Genomic DNA, 16,069 nt, shown 5'->3' with positions numbered 1-16,069 from the left:
ATCACCGGCGCCGCCACCCGCCGCAGCGAGATAGACAGATAATGGACGTGATGACGCGATGACCGCAATTCTCGAAATGCGCGGCGTGAGCAAGAGCTTTTCCGGCGTTCAGGCCCTGCGCGACGTCAACTTCACGGTGGAGGCGGGGCAGATCCATGCGCTGGTCGGCGAGAACGGCGCCGGCAAGTCGACCCTGATGAAGGTTCTCAGCGGCGTCTATCCGCACGGCGATTATGAAGGCAGCATCATCTTCGACGGCGAGGAGCGGCGCTTTCGCGACGTCAATGATTCCGAGGCGCTCGGCATCATCATCATCCACCAGGAGCTGGCGCTGATTCCGCTGATGTCGATCGCGGAGAACATCTTCCTGTCTCATCCGCCCTCGCGTCTTGGCGTGATCGACCGCGACACGGTCTATCGCCGGACCCAGGAACTGCTCGCCCAGGTCGGCCTCACGGAGATGCCCGATACGCTGGTGACGGACCTTGGCGTCGGCAAGCAGCAACTGGTCGAAATCGCCAAGGCCTTGTCCAAGCGGGTGCGACTATTGATCCTCGACGAGCCGACCGCCAGCCTGAACGAGAACGACAGCGCGGCATTGCTGGATCGTCTGCTGGCATTCCGCGCCCAGGGCATCGCCTCGATCCTGATCTCGCACAAATTGTCGGAGGTCGCCCGCGTCGCCGACCGGATCACGGTGCTGCGCGATGGCCGCACCGTCGACAGCATCGATTGCCGGGCTGAGCCGGTGGAAGAGGACCGGATCATCCGCAGCATGGTCGATCGCGACCTTGCTCATCGTTTTCCGCAACGCACCGCCGCGATCGGCGCACCGGTCTTCGCCGTGCAGGACTGGACGGTGCACCATCCGCTGCACAGGGATCGCCGCGTTATCAAGGGCGTGGATTTCGAGGTCCGGCGCGGCGAGGTGGTCGGGATCGCCGGGTTGATGGGCGCCGGCCGCACCGAATTCGCCATGAGCCTGTTCGGCCGCGCCTGGGGGGATCGAATCAGCGGCCGCGTCTGGCTCGATGGAAGGGAAGTAAACCTGTCGAGCGTGGCGGCGGCGATCGATGCCGGCCTTGCTTACGTCACCGAGGACCGCAAGCAACTCGGCCTGATCCTGGATGCCGACGTCCGCAAGAACATCACGCTGGCGAGCCTCGGCCGCGTGGCGCGGCAAGGCATGATCGATGACATGTCCGAATTGCGCGTTGCAAGCGATTACCGCAACCGGATGCGGATCCGCTGTTCCGATGTCTATCAGGAGACCGGCCAGCTCTCCGGCGGCAATCAGCAGAAAGTCGTGCTGTCGAAATGGCTGATGACCGATCCGAAAGTATTAATCCTCGACGAGCCTACGCGCGGCATCGATGTCGGGGCAAAGTACGAAATCTATTGTATCATCAACGAGCTTGCCGAGGCCGGCAAGGGGGTGGTGATGATCTCGTCGGAAATGCCGGAACTGCTCGGCGTCTGCGACCGTATTTGCGTGATGAATGACGGCGCCTTCGTCGGAGAATTCGCAGCCGCCGAGGCCACGCAGGAAAGGATCATGCGCGCCATCATGCGCAACAAGGAAATCGACAAGAAGGTACTTCAGGGAGATTTGCGGCCATGACCGACAAGGCGGTTGCGCTGCCCGGGCACACCGGCTTCATCAAGAACAATCTGCGCAACTACGGCATGCTGCTGTCGCTGTTTGCGATCATGCTGTTCTTCCAGGTCATGACCGACGGCACGCTGCTGCAGCCGCTGAACCTGACCAATCTGGTGCTGCAGAACAGCTACATCGTGATCATGGCGCTCGGCATGCTGCTGATCATTGTCACCGGGCATATCGACCTGTCGGTCGGCTCGGTCGCGGGCTTCGTCGGCGCCGTCGCCGCGGTGCTGATGGTGCGCTATCACGTCGCCTATCCGCTGGCCTTCCTTGCCTGCCTGCTCGTCGGCGCGGCGATCGGCGCCGCACAGGGCTATTGGGTTGCCTATTTCAAGATCCCGTCATTTATCGTGACGCTGGCGGGCATGCTGGTGTTCAAGGGGCTGGCGCTCGCGATCCTGGCGGGCCAGTCGGTCGGGCCGTTTCCGCCGACCTTCCAGAAATTGTCCTCGGGCTTCATCCCCGAACTGTTTCCCGGCGCCGGCACGCTTTATCCGACCTCGCTGTTGATCGGTGCCGTATTGGCGGTGGCCCTGGTCTACACCAGCGCCAAGAGCCGGGCGCGGCAGGCGTCGCACGGTATCGACGTGGAACCCTTTGGCTTCTTCGTCGCCAAGAGCGCGGTGCTGTTCGCCGTGATCGTGTTCTTCGCCGGCCTGATCGCCTCGCATCGCGGCCTGCCCAACGTGCTGGTGATCATGACGGCGCTGATCGGGCTCTATGCTTTCGTCACCACGCGCACTGTGATTGGCCGCCATATCTACGCCATTGGCGGCAACGCCAGGGCCGCGAGCCTGTCCGGCATCAAGACCGAGCGGCTGACGTTTCTGACCTTCGTCAATATGGGCGTGCTGGCCGCATTGGCCGGCCTCGTTTTCGCCGCGCGGCTCAATACAGCGACCCCGAAGGCGGGCGCCGGCTTTGAACTCGACGTCATCGCGGCCTGTTTCATCGGCGGCGCGTCCGCCTATGGCGGCGTCGGCCGGGTCGGCGGCGCGGTGATCGGGGCCATGATCATGGGGGTCATGAACAACGGCATGTCCATCCTCGGCATCGGCATCGACTACCAGCAGGTGATCAAGGGGCTGGTGCTGCTCGGCGCCGTGTGCCTCGATGTCTACAACCAAAGGCGATAGGGCAGGATGAGCTCAGGTTGGGCCGTGAAGACGGGCAGTTGGTGCCAAGTTCTACTTTGCATGGGGTTGTTTTCGATATTTTGAGTCTGGCACGCCGGCCCGTCATTCCTGCAATGGCCAGCGGCCAATGACCCGAAACCGCGCGTTCGGGCTTTCCTGACGGCACAGGGCAATCGCGTCGATCGCGAGTGGCCCGATGCCCGTTGCCGCAAACCTCTCGCGCAGCATTGCCACAACATGCTCGCGCCGTCCTGCGGGAAGCCGTCCCGTCAGCGTCATGTGGAATCGAAATTCTTCGAAGACGTAGGGGTAGCCCCAGCGGTCGAGATAATCGCGCTGGCGCGGCGTCAGCTTGTCGGGATTTCGCCGTGCACGGTCTTCCGGGCTGAGCGGGGCACGGAACGGATCGAACGCCTTGGTGGCCTCGGCGGCAAGCAGCTCGAGCTCTGCCGACGGTTCAGCCGGAATCATCGCGATGAAACCGCTGATCGAATCGACGATCGGCTGGATCACCGGCACAGGGCGGGCCAGATCGGCGAACAATTCGCATGCCGCGGCAAGCTTCGCTTCGGCCTTGCCGTCGGCCAGCGCCATCGGCGCTTTCAGCGTGGCGTGAAAGCCGTATTTGCGGGGATCCTGCGTCAGGTCTCGCCAGTCCAATGGGAGCCCATCCGGAAAGGGCAGTTCGTCGCCGCCATGGGCGTCGTAGCCGAGCAGCGACGCACCGAACCGGTCGAGCACGCTGCCTTGCGCCGAGGTGTAATAGATCGCGTAACGGGGATAATTTGTCATCGCGCCAGAATAGGGCCGTCTTACGCGGCTGCAACTGCCTTGCGGGAAGCGACGGACGAGCGGACGAGACGGTTTGCCTCCGTCAAATGCACCAGGCGCCCCGCGGCAACGACCGCGACGATTCGTGGCCGCAGCGGCGCCGTGTCGTCGACCAGAACGATGTCGGCGCGCTGTCCCGCGGCGAGCATGCCGCGATCGGCGAGGCCGGCGGCGCGCGCCGGCGCCGACGAGATCAGTTGCCATGCCGCGGCCAGCGGCAGCACACTGTCGGCCGCAAGCCGGAATGCCGCCAGCAGCGGCGCCGGATAGTAATAGTCGGACGCCAGCACCGAACACAGACCCTTGGCGACCATGTCGGAGGCCTTGGTCCAGCCGGTGTGGCTGCCGCCGCGCACGACATTGGGCGCGCCGAACACGATGAAGTCAGAGGCTGCGGCAGCGTCGCGGGCGGTTTCCTCGTTGACCGGAAATTCGGCGATGGCAACGCCCTGCGCACGATAGGCTTGCCGCATCGCCGGGCTTTCATCGTCATGCGAGAGCATCCGGACATCAGCCGCGCGGGCGGCCTGCGCCAGCCGGGCGATCGAAGCCGGCACGTCGTGGCCGCGGGTGACCACGCTTTGCACCAGGCGGTCGAACGCCTCATTGGTGAGCCCCGTGCGCTCGACCATTCGGCTGCGCTTCAGCGGCTTGGCGAGGCTGGCGACGGTCGAGTCCATGTGGTCGTTGAATGCGAACAGGTCGACACGGCCTTCCGACAGCCAGTCGATGATTTCGCTTTCCGCGTCGAGGTTGTAGGTCTCGTGGCGCAAATGGAAGCGGGTGTCGGCGGCGAGCTGCGGCCGCATCTGCTCGATCGCCTCCAATAACTTCCGCGCATTGTCCGCGCTGCGCAGGCCAGGCTCCCACGACCGGGTCGTGGCATGATAGACGGTCGTGATGCCGTTGCCGACCGCCTGCCGGTCGCTGTCGATCAGTGCGACGTCGATCGGAAAATCGACTCCTGGCCGCGGCATCATCTGCCGCTCGAAGGCATCGCCATGCAGGTCGACGATGCCCGGCAGCACCAGCAAGCCGCCGGCATCGATGCCGGGCGAGCCATGGCTGTTGTCCGTGCCTACGGCGACGATCTCGCGGCCGGCAATCCGCAACGTGGTTTGGTGGATCTCCTGGCCGAGCAGGGCCCGGCCACCTTCAATGAACAGTTCGGTCACGATGCGGCACTCTGGTTGAAACGGGGGCGGTCCGATGCGGCAGCGGCTTCGTACTTCTCACCGAGGCGGTCGGATCGATCGTCGGTTCAACGGAAAGCATCTTGCCGGCCATTTACGCATCCATCAGCCATCGGAAGCGGGCGTAGGCGCTCGTCTTCGATGTGGCTCGTCTTCGATGTGCTTGATGACAATGTCATGACGGACACATGACGGTCGTCACGGGTGTGGACGAGCGCCGCACTGCAGCACCGGTGTCACACAACTGTTAAACCCAGCCGTTAGCGATGGTCCACGTCTGCGCAGTTGGAGCATTGCATGCTGGTGGTAGAAGGTTTGACGTGCCGGTTCGGCACCAAAGCCGCGGTGGATAATGCGTCATTTTCGATCGCGCCCGGCAGCTTCGTCGGTGTGATCGGCCGCTCCGGCGCCGGCAAGTCGACGCTGCTCCGGATGATCAACCGCCTCGCGGAACCTTCCGAAGGGCGCATCCTCTTCGAAGGCGTCGACGTGACCGCGCTGCGCGGCAACGATCTGCGGCAGTGGCGTGCGCGCTCCGCGATGATCTTTCAACAGTTCAATCTGGTCGGTCGGCTCGACGTTCTGACCAACGTGCTGATGGGCCGGCTGGCCGAAATTCCGTCCTGGCGCTCGCTGACGCAGCTTTGGCCCGAAGAGGACAGGGCGCTGGCGATGTCGGCGCTGGAGCAGTTTGATATGGCTGGTATCGCCGCCCAGCGCGCCGACCAGCTTTCCGGCGGCCAGCAGCAGCGCGTCGCGATCGCACGCGCGCTGGTGCAGGAGCCCGACATTATCCTTGCCGACGAGCCGATTGCTTCGCTCGACCCGCGCAACACGCGGATCGTGATGGACGCACTGCTGCGCATCAACAAGCATTTCGGCATCACCGTGATCTGCAACCTGCATTCGCTCGACCTGGCGCGAAGCTATTGCGACCGCCTGATCGGCATGTCGGCCGGGCGCGTGGTGTTCGACGGCGCGCCTGAGACGTTGACCGATCGTATCGCGCGCGAACTCTACGATCTCGAAGCCGATGACGTCATGGGTGCCGCGCCCGCGCAGGCACCCGACGGTGCGGCGATGCCTGAACTCGGCACGGCCGCCGCAGCCTGAGTTTCACTTCGGTACAGGGTAGCCGGTCGCAAACCCGCAGCCGGCGAAGAGGCGTAACCACAACAAGAGGGCTCACCATGATCACTCGTCGTATTGTTCTTGCAGGCGCGGCCGCGCTGGCGTTTACCGCTTCCGCCTCGGCACAGGACTGGAAGAGCAAATATCCGGAACTGACCTTTGCGGTGGTGCCGGCCGAAAACGCTTCGGGCGTGACCGAGCGTTGGACGCCTTTCGTGGCCTATTTGTCGAAGGAGCTCGGCATCAAGGTCACACTGCGCATCGCCAATGACTACGCCGCCGTGATCGAAGGCCAGCGTGCCGGCAACATCCATATCGCAAGCTACGGCTCGGCGTCGTTCGCCCGCGCGCGGCTGACCGGCGTCAAGACCGATGCCTTCGCCAACGACATCAATGCCGACGGTTCGACCGGCTACTATTCCGTGTTCTTCGTCAAGGCGTCGAGCTCTTACAAGAATATCGATCAGTTGAAGGGCAAGAACCTCGGCCTGGTCGATCCGAATTCGACGTCGGGCAACAACGTGCCGCGCTTCGAGCTCGACAAGCTCGGCATTTCCGACGCCGATGGCTATTTCGGCAAGGTCGTCTTCACCGGCAGCCACGAGAACGCCATGCTGGCGCTGTCGCAGGGCACCGTCGAGGTCGCCGCCAACCAATGGACCAATGACGATGATTCCACGCTCGCCCAGATGCTGCACAAGGGCATGCTGAAGAACGCCGACGGCTCGCCGATGAAGAAGGACGACTTCCGGATCGTCCATAAGTCCGCCCCGATTATCAACGGACCCTACGCCTATAATTCGGACCTTCCGGCCGATCTGAAGGCCGCCATTGCCAAGGCGTTCACCGAAGCGCCGACCAAGGACAAGGCGGCGTTCGACCGCCTGTCCGACGGCCAGAAGAAAGGTTTCAATCCGGCCACCACCAAGGATTGGGATGGCGCTGTCGAATTGATCAAGTTCGTCGATGCGTTGCGTAAAAAGAAGGCGTCCTGATCAATAAACCTAGACGAGCCTGGCCGGGTCCAAGCGACCCGGCCTTTTTCTGTCTAGCACTCGTTCTACTTAACACCCGTTCTGTTTAACACTTGGGCACAGTGATCCCGATGGCGAATGCCATATCCATCCTTCCAGATCAGCAACTTGCGGTGCTCAACGATACCTATCGCAAGGCGGTCGCGCGCAAGCGTTTGAAGGTGACTTTGGCGGCGGTGGTATTCTTCGTCGCGTTGATTATCGCAGCGATCGGCGCGGAAGTGAATCTGCGCACGCTCTTCAGCTATTTCGGCAACTTCGTCAGCTATTTCGACCGCATTCTTACCCTGGAAGACGGCACGCGGGTATGGACCAATTTCGGTGAATGGTTCTGGGGCTGGCAGAAGTGGCTCAAGATGCTCGGCGAGACCATTCTCATCAGCTATGTCGGCACCCTGACCGGCGCGGTCATTGCCTTTGTGCTGAATTTCTTCGCCGCGCAAAACACTTCGCCCGCGCCATGGCTGCGGTTCGTCGTCCGGCGTCTCCTCGAATTCGCGCGCACCGTTCCCGGCATCGTATTCGCGCTGATTTTCGTCATCGCCTTCGGCCTCGGGCCGATGGCGGGCGTACTTGCAATCGCCGTACATTCCGCCGGTGCGCTCGGAAAGTTGTTCTCCGAGATCGTCGAGAACGCCGACATGAAACCGGTCGAGGGTGTGCGTTCGACAGGCGCAAGCTGGCTCTCTTGCATGCGCTTTGCGGTGTTGCCGCAGGTCACGGCCGGCTATGCCAGCTACGCGCTGTTGCGCTTTGAGATCAATGTCCGCGAAGCCTCGGTGATGGGTTTTGTCGGCGCCGGCGGCATCGGGCAGGAGCTCGTCGTCGCGATCCGCAAGTTCTATTACTCGGATGTCAGCGCGATCCTCGTCACCATCATCGTCACCGTCTTCGTCATCGATATCACGACCGGCTGGTTGCGAGGAAAACTGTTCGGCAAGGAGGCGCGCGCATGAGCCAGTTGCCGAAACCGGATACAGATGCGCTCCGGACCAAATACCCTGACGTCTTCGACCGGCCCGCATCGGCGCGCCTTGCCATGCCGGCGATGATTTTGGCTGTGTTCGCGATCTTCGTATTCGGGTTGGTCGATCTCGGCTTCTCGCCGGCCAAACTGGTGTCGGGCCTGAGCCAGCTCGGCTGGATCACGGTGATGATGATTCCGCCCGATCCCGGCTCCTCGCTGCCCGCCTATCTCGCAGCCCTCGGTGAGACGCTGTCGATCGCGCTGCTCGGCACGACCTTGGCTGCCGTGGCGGCGCTGCCGGTCAGCCTGCTGGCGGCGCGGAACATCATTCCGTCGAACCTGCTTCGCTTCCCGGTACGCCGGTTCCTCGATTCCATCCGCGGTGTCGATACGCTGATCTGGGCGCTGGTGTGGATCAACGTCGTTGGCCTCGGCCCGTTTGCCGGTGTGCTGGCGATCGCGCTGTCCGACTTCGGCGCGTTCGGCAAATTGTTTTCCGAAGCCATCGAGGCGGCCGACAGGAAGCAGGTCGAGGGCATCAGGGCTTCCGGCGGCAACGCACTGCATGAAATACGCTTCGGCCTGATGCCGCAGGTGCTGCCTGTTATCGCGGGGCAGGTGCTCTACTTCATCGAATCGAATACCCGCTCGGCCACCATCATCGGTATCGTCGGCGCGGGTGGCATCGGCTTGCAGCTGGCCGAGCAGATCCGGGTGCTGGAGTGGCAGAAGGTCTCGTTCCTGATCCTGATGATTTTGGTCGCGGTCGCCGCGATCGACTGGATCTCGGGTAAATTGCGCTTTGCCATCATCGGACAGCGGGCAATCGCGTGATGAATCCGTAACTCCGTGGGGTGGGCAAAGCGAATTGTGCCCACCATCTCTCCGAAATCTTTGGCATAAATGGTGGACACGCTTCGCTTCGCCCACCCTACGAGCTGTCAACTATTCTCCACCAAAAACTCGACGCGTTCCGCAGCAAAGCGCGAACGCTTGGTCGTCAGCGGCTCGCCGCCGGTATCGACGTCGGTGCTGTCGACCACGAGCACGGGACGTCCGAGCGCCAGGTCCAACCGCGCGGCGTCGGTCGCGTCAACGATACCGGCGGTGATCCGGGTCGACGCACGGCGAAAATCCCGGATACCGTAATGCGCCACTAGCTTGGTCATCGAACGCACATTGGCAAACACCTTCCCGGCGTTGGGAAAGCGTTCGGCCGAAAGCCAGGTGGTGCTGACGCAGATCGGCGCGCGGTCGGCTAGCCGCACCGATTCGATCCGGATCAGGGGTGCCCCGGTCTTCAGTCCGAGTTCCCGCGCCAGCTCGCGCGTAGCGGCTTCCTCGGTCGCGTCGATGAATTGGCCGCGCGGCTCGCGGCCGCCGGCACCGACGATTTCGGAAAACCGCGTTCGCGAGTGCAGGGGGTAGGCGAGGCGCCGGGTCTCGACATAGGTGCCGCTGCCGCGCTCGGCGCGCACCAGGCCGCGTTCGGCGAGCGTGGCGAGCGCCCGGCGAACGGTGTGGCGGTTGACCCGATAGGTTTCGGCGATCTCCATCTCGCCCGGCAGCTTTTCACCGGCAACAAAGCGGCCGTCGGCGATGCCGCGTTCGATGCCGTCGGCGACCTGCCGCCACAGCGCGACGCCGGAGGGCGTGTCCTGGATGCTCATGGCGTAAAGCGGGCCATCTGGAAAAATCACCTCATTGTCACGAAATCGTCATGGCGCTTCGTTATCAAGTTGTCTAGTATCATAGACAACTTGATTCCGGCAAGGCCGATATGATGGTGAGCGACGAAAGTATGGAAAGCAAGGGTGGCGGGCAGGAGCGGCGCAGGGCCGTGATGGCGGTACTGGCTCATTCTGCAACGGCCGACATAGAAGGGCGTCTCGGAATGGTCGCGTTGCCCGCGCACGAAGACCTGCGCGAGCCCGAGAATGGGCTCGTCATGGTGCGCGGCCGCATCGGCGGCGACGGCGCGCCGTTCAATCTCGGCGAGGCGACGGTATCGCGTGCCGCGGTGCGGCTGTCGACCGGCGAGGTCGGTTTTGGCTACACGCTCGGCCGCGACCGGGAGAAGGCCCGGCTGATCGCGCTGTGCGACGCCATGGTGCAGTCGGCTGAGCTTGCTGGCGCGATCGAAACCCAGGTCGTTGCACCGCTGCGTGCGGCGATGATCGAAAAGCGAAACCGCAAGGTCGCAGAGGCCGCGGCAACACGGGTCGATTTCTACACACTGGTGCGGGGTGAGGGCTGACATGACGAGCGTTGCCGAACTGCCCGCAGGATTTGCCGACAAGGTGTTGTCGGCGCAATCGGTCTTCCGTTCCGTGATGGATGCGATGGCGCGTCCCGGCAGCGTCCAGCGCGTCGAGCCTGCAGCTGGCGGGCCTGATACGATGATGCGCGGCGCCGCCGCCATCGCGCTGACCTTGTTCGACCACGATACGCCGGTCTGGCTCGACGGCCGGATGTCGGCCACAGCTGATGTCGCCAAGTGGCTCAAGTTCCACACCAGCGCGCCAGTCGTTGTGGATTCGTCGATCGCCAGTTTTGCATTGATAGGCGATCCGCAGAACCTGCCGGCGCTCGATCGCTTCGCGTTCGGCAGCAATGAATATCCGGACCGTTCGACGACGCTGATCCTGCAGGTCGAGAGCCTGACGGATGGCCCCGTGGTCGAGTTGCAGGGCCCCGGCATCGACGGCTCGGCAGCGCTTCGCGCTTCAATCCAGCCGCGTGATCTGTTCGAGCGGTTGGCCATCAACGCCGCGCTGTTTCCGCGCGGCATCGATGTCGTGCTGGTTCATGACGTTTCCATCGTCGCCGTACCGCGCACGACGCGGCTCGTGAGGGGAGGCTGATCATGTACGTTGCCGTCAAGGGAGGCGAACGCGCCATCGAGAATGCCCACCGCCTGCTGGCGCATGAGCGGCGCGGCGACCGTGATGTTCCCGAACTGTCGCTGGCTCAGATATCCGAGCAGCTTTCGCTTGGCGTCGACCGCGTCATGACGGAGGGCTCGCTCTACGACCGCGAATTGGCGGCGCTCGCCATTAAGCAGGCGCGCGGCGACCTGATCGAGGCAATTTTCCTGGTGCGCGCGTTCCGCGCCACGTTACCTCGCTTTGGCGCGACCGAGCCGGTCGACACCGGCGCGATGCAGGTGCGACGACGGATTTCGTCGACGTTCAAGGACATTCCGGGTGGACAGATTCTTGGTCCCACCTTCGATTACACCCATCGCCTGCTCGACCCCCAGCTTGCCGATGGCTTCGCGCCCGAGGTGCCCGCGATCGGAGAGGCGTCCACTGCTGCGACCCCGCGCGTCACCGATATTCTCGGCCGCGACGGATTGATCGAGCCGTCGCCGGCGGCGGATGCCGATGCACCGGTTGGTGATCTCACGCGCGAACCGCTCAATTTCCCGGCGGATCGCGATCTGCGCCTGCAAAACCTGGCGCGTGCCGACGAGGGCTTTCTGCTGGCGCTCGGATATTCCTCGCAGCGCGGCTATGGCCGCAACCATCCCTTTGCCGGCGAGATTCGTTTCGGCGAGGTTGAGGTCGAATTCATGGCCGAGGATGCCGGCTTTGCCGTTCCGCTCGGCTCGGTCACGCTGACCGAATGCCAGATGGTCAATCAGTTCAAGGGATCGGTGACCGAAGCGCCATGTTTTACACGCGGCTATGGCCTGGCGTTCGGGCAGAGCGAGCGCAAGACCATGTCGATGGCGCTGGTCGATCGCAGCCTGCGCGCCCGCGAGCTCGGCGAGGAAGTGATCGCACCCGGCCAGGACGAGGAATTCGTGATGTCGCACTCGGACAATGTGCAGGCGACCGGTTTTGTGGAGCATCTCAAATTGCCGCACTACGTCGACTTTCAGTCCGAACTCGGCTTGCTGCGCAAATTGCGCAAGGAATTTGCCGAGGCGAATGAGGCTTCGCAAATGCAGGAGGCCGCCGAATGAATGCGCCAGCTTACAATTTTGCCTATCTCGATGAGCAGACGAAGCGGATGATCCGCCGCGCGATCCTCAAAGCGATCGCGATTCCCGGCTATCAGGTGCCGTTCGCCAGCCGCGAGATGCCGATGCCCTATGGCTGGGGCACCGGCGGCGTGCAGGTGACGGCGGCGATCCTCGGGCCAAAGGACGTGTTGAAGGTGATCGACCAGGGTTCGGACGACACCACCAACGCGATCTCGATTCGAAAATTCTTCGGCAAGACGGCCGGCGTCGCGACCACCACGTCGACGGCGGATGCCACCGTGATCCAGACCCGGCACCGGATTCCCGAAGCGGCGCTGCATGCGGGGCAGGTGCTGGTCTATCAGGTGCCGATCCCCGAGCCGCTGCGGTTCCTGGAGCCGCGCGAGACCGAGACGCGGCGCATGCATGCGCTCGGCGAATATGGCCTGATGCACGTCAAGCTGTACGAGGACATTGCACGCTTTGGTCATATCGCGACCTCCTACGCTTATCCGGTGAAAGTGAATGCGCGCTATGTGATGGACCCGTCGCCGACGCCGAAATTCGATAATCCGAAGATGGACAATTGTCCGGCGCTGCAACTGTTCGGCGCAGGGCGCGAAAAGCGCATCTATGCGATCCCGCCGCACACGGATGTGGTGTCGCTCGATTTCGAGGATCACCCGTTCACGCGCTACCGGTTCGATGCGCCCTGCGCGCTGTGCGGCGCCGGCGATTCCTATCTCGATGAAATCGTCACTGACGACAAGGGCGGCCGGATGTTCGTCTGTTCCGACACTGATTATTGCGAGTCTCGCCAGTTGGCGGGTCATCGCGGCAGCGAGAGTGCGGCTCCGCACAAGGAGAGGGCGCATGGCTGAGCTGCCAGACGTTGTGCAGGACGATGAGCCGCTGCTGGTCGCCGAACACCTCGGCAAGAACTACGGCCGGCTGACTGCCTGCCGCGATGTATCCTTTGCGCTCTACCCCGGTGAAGTGCTGGCGATCGTCGGTGAGTCCGGGTCGGGGAAGTCGACGCTGTTGCAGCTGTTATCGGCGCAACTCGCGCCGAGCGCCGGGCGGGTGTCCTATCGGATGCGCGATGGCGTGTTGCGCGATCTGGCCGCGTTAGGTGAAGCAGAGCGCCGTTTTCTGTTCCGCACCGACTGGGGCTATGTGCATCAGGACCCCGCGCTGGGCCTGCGGATGGCGGTTTCGGCCGGCGCCAATGTCGGCGAGCGGCTGATGGCGGTAGGCTGGAATCACTACGGCCGCATCCGCGATACCGCCTCGTCCTGGCTGGAGCGCGTCGAGATCGATACCGCGCGCATCGATGACGCGCCGCGGACCTATTCGGGCGGCATGCGGCAGCGGCTGCAGATCGCGCGCAATCTGGTGACAGAACCGCGCCTGGTGTTCATGGACGAGCCGACCGGCGGGCTCGACGTATCGGTGCAGTCGCGGCTGCTCGATCTGATGCGCAATCTCGTCAGTGAGCTCGGCCTTGCCGCCATCGTCGTCACCCATGACCTCGCCGTGGCGCGGCTGCTGTCGCATCGCGTGATGGTGATGAAGGGCGGTCGCGTCATCGAAGCCGGCTTGACCGACCAGGTGCTCGACGACCCCCGCGAGCCCTACACCCAATTGCTCGTTTCCTCGATTTTGCCGGCATGAGCGCACCAATGACAGCGATGATCGACATCACCAACGCCGAAAAGACCTTTACGATGCACCTGCAAAGCGGCGTCGAGCTGCCCGTGGTGCGCGGCGTCTCGTTCCATGTCGAGCCGGGGGAATGCGTGGTGCTGTCGGGTCCTTCCGGCGCCGGCAAATCCTCGATCCTGAAAATGACCTTCGGCAATTACCGCTGCGATGGCGGCCGGATCGGCATCCGGCATCAAGGCAAGGTGATCGATTTGGCCACGGCCGAGCCGCGGCAGGTGCTCAGCGTGCGTCGTTCGACCATCGGCTATGTCAGCCAGTTCCTGCGCGCGGTGCCGCGGGTCGCCACCATCGACGTGGTGGCGGAGCCTCTGATTGCGAACGGGTCCGCACGCGCGGAAGCCCGCGAGAAGGCGGGCTCGCTGCTGCGCCGCCTCAACATTCCCGAGCGGCTGTGGGCGTTGCCGCCGTCGACGTTCTCCGGCGGCGAACAGCAGCGAGTCAACATCGCGCATGGCTTCATCTCCGACTTGCCGATTTTGTTGCTGGATGAACCCACGGCCTCGCTCGACGCGGCCAATCGCGCGGTCGTGGTCGAGTTGATTGGAGAGAAGAAGCGTCAGGGTGTCGCAATGGTGGCGATCGTCCATGACGATGAAATACGCCATCTGATCGCCGACCGGATCGTCGACGTGACATCATTTGCCGCCGCCGCTTGAAGGAAGAATGTGAGATGACAAGGCACGAAACCATTCTCGGTAACGCCCGCATCGTGCTGGCCGATCGCGTGATCGAGCACGGCTGGGTTGCTTTCGCCGATGGTCGCATCGCCGAGTTTGGCGAGGGAAGCGCGCCGTCAGGCAGCGAGAACGCCGGCGGCGACCTGATCATGCCCGGCCTGATCGAGCTGCACACCGACCATCTGGAAATGCATTATGTGCCGCGTCCAAAAGTATTTTGGGATCCGATCGCGGCGGTGGTCTCCTATGACGGACAGTTGGCCACTTCGGGCATCACCACCGTGCTGGATTCGCTGCGGGTCTGGCGCGAGGATGGCGCCGAGGAGGTTGACGGCAGGGCGGGCGTGCTGGCGGAGGCGATCACATCCGCCCGCGATGCGAACCTTCTCCGTGCCGATCACTTCCTGCACCTGCGCTGCGAAATTCCGATGCCGAGCGTGGTCGAGGAAGCCAGGGAGCTGATCGATCGGCCGGACGTGCGGCTGATGTCGCTGATGGATCACACGCCGGGACAGCGCCAGTTTCGTGACGAGGTCAAGCTTCGCGACTATTATCGCGGCAAGGGGGGCGGCAAAACCGACGCCGAACTCGATGCGCTGTTCGAGAAGCGCTTCCACTATCAGAAGACGTATGCCGCGACAAACATGCGTGAGATCGTCGCGCTCGCCCATCAATATCAAATTCCGCTCGCCAGCCACGATGATACGACCGAGGAAAATGTCGCCGACGCTATACAGGATCGCGTTGCGGTGGCGGAATTCCCGACCACGATGGAAGCCGCGCGCGGGCTGCATCAGGCCGGCATCGGCATTCTGATGGGAGCGCCGAACGTGGTCCGTGGCGGCTCGCATTCCGGCAACATCGCCGCCATCGATCTCGCCCGCGAGGGGTTTTTGGATATCCTGTCGTCCGACTACATCCCCTCGAGCCTGCTGATGGCTGCACTGCAACTGCCGCGACACGTGCCCGCGATCGATCTGGCATCGGCCGTTCGCACGGTGACAAAAACGCCGGCCGACGCCGTGGGCCTTGCGGACCGTGGCGAGATCGCAGCCGGCAAGCGCGCCGATCTGATCCGGGTGCATGTCGCCCGCGACATTCCGGTGGTGCGTAGCGTCTGGCGGGAAGGGACGCGGGTCGCATGACGGAGACGCTGACACCCACAACCGAAGACAAGACCGCTGCAATCGGGCCGGGCCGCTTGGTGCTCGTGGTCGGCCCAAGCGGCGCGGGCAAGGATACTCTACTCGGGCTTGCCAGGGCAGCCTGTGCCGATGCTCGCAACATCGTGTTTCCGCGCCGCGTGATTACACGTGAAGCCTCGGCATCGGAGGAAAACGAAGAGGTCAGCATCGGCACATTTCAGGAGGCGCTGACGCGTGGCGAATATGCCATGCACTGGGAGGCGCACGGCCACCGCTATGCGCTGCCGCGCGCGATCGACGACGAAATCCGCATCGGACGTACCATCGTCGCCAACGTATCGCGCACGGTGATCGGTGCGATGCGCCGCGCCTATGCCGACGTGGTGGTGATTTCGATCACCGCGCCGCCAGAGGTTCTGGCCGAACGGATTGCGATGCGGGCACGAAGCAGCGACGGCAGGGTCGAAAACCGTCTGCGCCGCGCGGTGGAGGATGCCTCGGCAGCGCCCGACGCGACCATCGTCAACACCGGCAGCGCCGAATATCATTCCCGCCAGCTCGTCCGCGTCATCAAGGGCGAGAAATGGGACGATTGAA

The 16,069-nt window shown here is 63.5% G+C and carries 17 protein-coding genes; 14 read left to right on the top strand and 3 right to left on the bottom strand.

Annotated elements, in window-relative coordinates; translation table 11 throughout:
• Positions 1-58 precede the first annotated feature (58 nt).
• Both mmsA and mmsB read left to right on the top strand, forming a co-directional pair.
• Positions 59-1,621, top strand: coding sequence for a multiple monosaccharide ABC transporter ATP-binding protein (mmsA, locus tag C7G61_RS04605; protein ID WP_108512924.1), 1,563 nt, complete (start codon positions 59-61; stop codon positions 1,619-1,621).
• On the top strand, positions 1,618-2,799 hold the full coding sequence (gene mmsB / locus C7G61_RS04600; RefSeq protein ID WP_108512923.1) for a multiple monosaccharide ABC transporter permease: 1,182 nt from the start codon (positions 1,618-1,620) through the stop codon (positions 2,797-2,799). Before mmsA ends, mmsB begins: the two co-directional genes overlap by 4 nt.
• A gap of 102 nt (positions 2,800-2,901) precedes the next feature.
• On the opposite strand, the gene C7G61_RS04595 is transcribed toward mmsB, so the two are convergent.
• On the bottom strand, positions 2,902-3,591 hold the full coding sequence (locus C7G61_RS04595) for a DUF1045 domain-containing protein (protein WP_108512922.1): 690 nt from the start codon (positions 3,589-3,591) through the stop codon (positions 2,902-2,904).
• Positions 3,592-3,611: 20 nt separating this feature from the next.
• Positions 3,612-4,805, bottom strand: a complete 1,194-nt coding sequence (locus C7G61_RS04590) for an alpha-D-ribose 1-methylphosphonate 5-triphosphate diphosphatase (protein WP_108512921.1) — start codon at positions 4,803-4,805, stop codon at positions 3,612-3,614.
• Between the two features lie 315 nt (positions 4,806-5,120).
• Between C7G61_RS04590 and phnC the strand changes: the two genes are divergently transcribed.
• From phnC to phnE (C7G61_RS04570), 4 genes are all read left to right on the top strand, one after another.
• The gene (phnC, locus tag C7G61_RS04585) at positions 5,121-5,936 is read left to right on the top strand and encodes a phosphonate ABC transporter ATP-binding protein (RefSeq protein WP_108512920.1); all 816 of its coding nucleotides are present in this window, start codon (positions 5,121-5,123) and stop codon (positions 5,934-5,936) included.
• Positions 5,937-6,013: 77 nt separating this feature from the next.
• Positions 6,014-6,949, top strand: a complete 936-nt coding sequence (phnD, locus tag C7G61_RS04580; protein ID WP_108512919.1) for a phosphonate ABC transporter substrate-binding protein — start codon at positions 6,014-6,016, stop codon at positions 6,947-6,949.
• A 110-nt stretch (positions 6,950-7,059) separates the two neighbouring features.
• Positions 7,060-7,944 carry a phosphonate ABC transporter, permease protein PhnE gene (gene phnE / locus C7G61_RS04575; RefSeq protein ID WP_108512918.1) on the top strand — a complete coding sequence of 295 codons (885 nt, stop codon included), beginning with the start codon at positions 7,060-7,062 and terminating at the stop codon, positions 7,942-7,944.
• Positions 7,941-8,789, top strand: coding sequence for a phosphonate ABC transporter, permease protein PhnE (phnE, locus tag C7G61_RS04570; protein WP_108512917.1), 849 nt, complete (start codon positions 7,941-7,943; stop codon positions 8,787-8,789). The genes phnE (C7G61_RS04575) and phnE (C7G61_RS04570) overlap by 4 nt, the downstream gene beginning before the upstream one ends.
• 107 nt (positions 8,790-8,896) lie before the next feature.
• Here the strand turns inward: phnE (C7G61_RS04570) and phnF are convergent, their stop codons facing one another.
• On the bottom strand, positions 8,897-9,625 hold the full coding sequence (phnF, locus tag C7G61_RS04565) for a phosphonate metabolism transcriptional regulator PhnF (RefSeq protein ID WP_108512916.1): 729 nt from the start codon (positions 9,623-9,625) through the stop codon (positions 8,897-8,899).
• Between the two features lie 113 nt (positions 9,626-9,738).
• Between phnF and phnG the strand changes: the two genes are divergently transcribed.
• The 8 genes from phnG to phnN are packed head-to-tail and all read left to right on the top strand — an operon-like array spanning position 9,739 to position 16,068.
• Positions 9,739-10,212 carry a phosphonate C-P lyase system protein PhnG gene (gene phnG / locus C7G61_RS04560; protein WP_244608174.1) on the top strand — a complete coding sequence of 158 codons (474 nt, stop codon included), beginning with the start codon at positions 9,739-9,741 and terminating at the stop codon, positions 10,210-10,212.
• Position 10,213: 1 nt separating this feature from the next.
• A complete protein-coding gene (gene phnH, locus C7G61_RS04555; protein WP_190241663.1) occupies positions 10,214-10,819 on the top strand; it encodes a phosphonate C-P lyase system protein PhnH in 606 nt (201 codons plus the stop codon).
• A gap of 2 nt (positions 10,820-10,821) precedes the next feature.
• Positions 10,822-11,925 carry a carbon-phosphorus lyase complex subunit gene (locus C7G61_RS04550; RefSeq protein WP_108512914.1) on the top strand — a complete coding sequence of 368 codons (1,104 nt, stop codon included), beginning with the start codon at positions 10,822-10,824 and terminating at the stop codon, positions 11,923-11,925.
• A complete protein-coding gene (locus tag C7G61_RS04545; protein ID WP_108512913.1) occupies positions 11,922-12,806 on the top strand; it encodes an alpha-D-ribose 1-methylphosphonate 5-phosphate C-P-lyase PhnJ in 885 nt (294 codons plus the stop codon). The genes C7G61_RS04550 and C7G61_RS04545 overlap by 4 nt, the downstream gene beginning before the upstream one ends.
• The gene (phnK, locus tag C7G61_RS04540) at positions 12,799-13,599 is read left to right on the top strand and encodes a phosphonate C-P lyase system protein PhnK (RefSeq protein ID WP_108512912.1); all 801 of its coding nucleotides are present in this window, start codon (positions 12,799-12,801) and stop codon (positions 13,597-13,599) included. Before C7G61_RS04545 ends, phnK begins: the two co-directional genes overlap by 8 nt.
• 8 nt (positions 13,600-13,607) lie before the next feature.
• Complete coding sequence (phnL, locus tag C7G61_RS04535) at positions 13,608-14,306, top strand: phosphonate C-P lyase system protein PhnL (protein ID WP_190241662.1); 699 nt, start codon at positions 13,608-13,610, stop codon at positions 14,304-14,306.
• A 14-nt stretch (positions 14,307-14,320) separates the two neighbouring features.
• Complete coding sequence (locus C7G61_RS04530; protein ID WP_108512910.1) at positions 14,321-15,472, top strand: alpha-D-ribose 1-methylphosphonate 5-triphosphate diphosphatase; 1,152 nt, start codon at positions 14,321-14,323, stop codon at positions 15,470-15,472.
• A complete protein-coding gene (gene phnN / locus C7G61_RS04525) occupies positions 15,469-16,068 on the top strand; it encodes a phosphonate metabolism protein/1,5-bisphosphokinase (PRPP-forming) PhnN (RefSeq protein WP_108512909.1) in 600 nt (199 codons plus the stop codon). The genes C7G61_RS04530 and phnN overlap by 4 nt, the downstream gene beginning before the upstream one ends.
• The last annotated feature ends 1 nt before the right edge of the window (position 16,069 follow it).

This window comes from Bradyrhizobium algeriense (genome assembly GCF_003062295.1).
In the GTDB taxonomy this organism is placed as follows: Bacteria; Pseudomonadota; Alphaproteobacteria; order Rhizobiales; family Xanthobacteraceae; genus Bradyrhizobium; species Bradyrhizobium algeriense.
The sequence above is the reverse complement of the archived record's forward strand: the minus strand, read 5'-3'. Positions and strand labels throughout refer to the sequence as shown.